The organism is Chitinivorax sp. B (assembly GCF_005503445.1).
In the GTDB taxonomy this organism is placed as follows: domain Bacteria; phylum Pseudomonadota; class Gammaproteobacteria; order Burkholderiales; family SCOH01; genus Chitinivorax.
In genome coordinates this window covers 1-2,689 of the sequence record NZ_SCOH01000119.1, presented here as the reverse complement: position 1 = coordinate 2,689, position 2,689 = coordinate 1, and the positions used below count along the sequence as shown (strand labels likewise).

Here is a 2,689-nt window from a genome sequence, read left to right as displayed (position 1 = left end):
ACCGCATGCCCCGCCACAAGCTCAACGAGTTCGACCGGCAATTGAAGGGCCAGCAGGATGGCTTGAATGATTTGACGGTGGATGAATTCCTGAAGGGGCGGGAGTTGTATGAGAAGTTTGGGCGGACAGCTGATCCTCAAAAAGCGGAAGTGGCTCGTAGGCTTTATCAGGAAAAATTGATGCAGGATTCAAAGCAGTCACTGATGCGTAAGGGGCTAAGTCCTGCTGCCGCTGAGAGGGACGCGATTGCAATAGTAGCTACGAAAATGGAAACCTTAGCGGCCTTGCACAACCCGGACATGTATTCGGGTGGAAAGGATAAAATTTCCGACTTTGGTGATGCTAAGGTCAACAAATCCATCGGAGCGCAATGGGGAAAGTCATTAGGCAGACGGCACCCAGATTGGGACGGAAATAAAGGTCGGTTTCGAGTACATGCACTCGAGGATGCGGCAAAAAGCATTCCATCTCAAGCTCGATCCACAACAAAAATGAACGCCACACTGAAACGGTGCATGTAAGGACTATCCCATGGCTGATGAATATTTCGACTTTTTTCTCAACAAGTTTGGACCGGCTTTCGCACGCCAATGGGTACCACAATCCAGTATTGACCGCTATCGCGGCAATTTACCCGATCAGTTGCTGAAGTATTGGGAAGGCTACGGCTGGGCCGGTTATGCTAATGGCTGCTTCTGGCTGGTGAATCCCCAGGAATACGAGCCGGTGCTGGAGGCTTGGATAGGTGATACACCTTTCATGGAACTGGATGCATTTCATGTCTTCGCACGTACCGCTTTTGGTCAATTGTATTTGTGGGGAGAAAAAACTGGGCCGTCTCTTACAATCAGTCCGCTAACTGCGCTGGCTTGCACGGATAAAATTTATTTAGCCGATATGCAGATCGGCGAGGCTGACCGAGCAATCAGATTTTGGTTTGCGTCTATAGATTCCGATTTAATGGATTTTAGCGATCAAGACAAGCGCCCGTTATTCGACCGCGCCCTAGCCCGGCTCGGCCGCCTGGATTCCACCGAAATGTACGGCTATGTCCCCGCCTTGGCACTGGGCTGCCCGAACACCATCGAGAAGCTACAAAAGATCAGCATCATCGAGCATCTGGTGTTCCTGGCCCAGTTGGAACCCTTGCAGGTCATCGAGTTTCCAGACACGGATCTAAGCGACATCTGATTGCGACGAAATGGATGAATTTATCGAGTTGTTCCTGGAAGATTTCGGCCCAGCATTTCTGCGCCAATGGGTAGCACAATCCAGCATTGACCGCTATCGCGGTAAGTTACCTGATCAGTTACTGAAGTATTGGGAAGGCTATGGCTGGGCTGGTTATGCTAAAGGGGGCTTTTGGCTGGTGAATCCTCAGGAATATGAACCCGTGTTGGAAGCCTGGATTGGCGAGACACCGTTCATGGAACAGGATGCTTACCATGTATTTGCCCGAGATGCTTTCGGAAGTATGTACTTTTGGGGTGAAAAAACTGGCCCATCTTTACTGATCAGTCCGCTGGATAGCAGCGCATACCCGAACAATACTTATTTGGAAATGATGCAATCTGGTGATGCTGATCGAGTTGTCAAATTCTGGTTTGCCTCGCAAGCTCCCGATACGATGGGTTTTTTTGATATCAATCAGCAACCGTTGTTTGACAGAGCCCTTGCAAGGTTGGGCCGGTTGGATTCGACGCAAATGTATGGATTTGTCCCTGCATTGGCATTAGGCTGTCCCAATACCGTGGAAAAGCTACAAAAGGTCAGCATCGTCGAGCATCTGGTGTTCCTGGCCCAACTGGAACCCCTGCAAATCATCGAGTTTCCGGACACGGATCTGAGCGACATCTGATTGCCTGCCGATGGATGAAGATATCGAATACTTCCTGAAGAAGTTTGGCCCAGCATTTGGCCGGCAATGGGTACCGCAATCCAGCATTGACCGCTATCGCGGTAAGTTACCCGATCAATTGCTGAAGTATTGGGAGGGCTACGGCTGGGCGGGCTATGCCAATGGCCGTTTCTGGCTGGTGAATCCCCAGGAATACGAACCAGTATTGGAAGCGTGGATTGGTGATACGGCCTTCAAGGAGCAGGATGCGTTCCATGTGGTTGCACGCGATGCGTTTGGTGACCTATATCTTTGGGGAGAAAAAACAGGTCCGTCACTGAAAGTCAGCCCAGTTTGTTCATCCGCTTTTTCAAATCACGTGTATTTGGAACAAATGCTGTCTGGTCAGAGCGATATTGTCGTCAAATACTGGCTAAGTAGTAGCGATCCCAAGTCGATGGATTGGTTTGATCAAAACAAACAGCCCCTGTTCGACCGCGCACTAGCCCGACTCGGCCGCCTGGATTCTTCCGAAGTATATGGCTTTGTCCCAGCCTTGGCACTGGGCTGCCCGAACACGGTCGAGAAACTCCAAAAGGTCAGCATCATCGAGTATCTGGTGTTCCTGGCTCAGTTGGAGCCCTTGCAGGTCATCGAGTTTCCGGACTCGGATCTGAGCGACATCTGATTGCCTACCGATGGATGAAGACATCGAATACTTCCTGAAGAAATTTGGCCCAGCATTTGGGCGGCAATGGGTACCGCAATCCAGCATTGACCGCTATCGCGGTAAGTTACCCGATCAATTGCTGAAGTATTGGGAGGGCTACGGCTGGGCGGGCTATGCCAATG

At 50.6% G+C, this 2,689-nt stretch carries 5 protein-coding genes; all 5 read left to right on the top strand.

Annotated features, from left to right (window positions below; genetic code table 11):
* A partial coding sequence (locus FFS57_RS24595; RefSeq protein WP_249384164.1) for a polymorphic toxin type 15 domain-containing protein occupies window positions 1-521 on the top strand: 521 nt, incomplete at its 5' end.
* A 10-nt stretch (window positions 522-531) separates the two neighbouring features.
* Window positions 532-1,191, top strand: coding sequence for a GAD-like domain-containing protein (locus FFS57_RS24590; protein ID WP_137940463.1), 660 nt, complete (start codon window positions 532-534; stop codon window positions 1,189-1,191).
* Between the two features lie 10 nt (window positions 1,192-1,201).
* On the top strand, window positions 1,202-1,858 hold the full coding sequence (locus FFS57_RS24585; protein ID WP_137940462.1) for a GAD-like domain-containing protein: 657 nt from the start codon (window positions 1,202-1,204) through the stop codon (window positions 1,856-1,858).
* Between the two features lie 10 nt (window positions 1,859-1,868).
* On the top strand, window positions 1,869-2,525 hold the full coding sequence (locus FFS57_RS24580; protein WP_137940461.1) for a GAD-like domain-containing protein: 657 nt from the start codon (window positions 1,869-1,871) through the stop codon (window positions 2,523-2,525).
* A gap of 10 nt (window positions 2,526-2,535) precedes the next feature.
* A partial coding sequence (locus FFS57_RS24575; protein ID WP_283204933.1) for a GAD-like domain-containing protein occupies window positions 2,536-2,689 on the top strand: 154 nt, incomplete at its 3' end.

Excerpts from the sequence above, each read along its gene's own strand:
- FFS57_RS24590 (WP_137940463.1), top strand. The coding sequence starts at position 532 with ATGGCTGATGAATATTTCGACTTTTTTCTCAACAAGTTTGGACCGGCT.
- FFS57_RS24580 (WP_137940461.1), top strand. The coding sequence starts at position 1,869 with ATGGATGAAGATATCGAATACTTCCTGAAGAAGTTTGGCCCAGCATTT.
- FFS57_RS24585 (WP_137940462.1), top strand. The coding sequence starts at position 1,202 with ATGGATGAATTTATCGAGTTGTTCCTGGAAGATTTCGGCCCAGCATTT.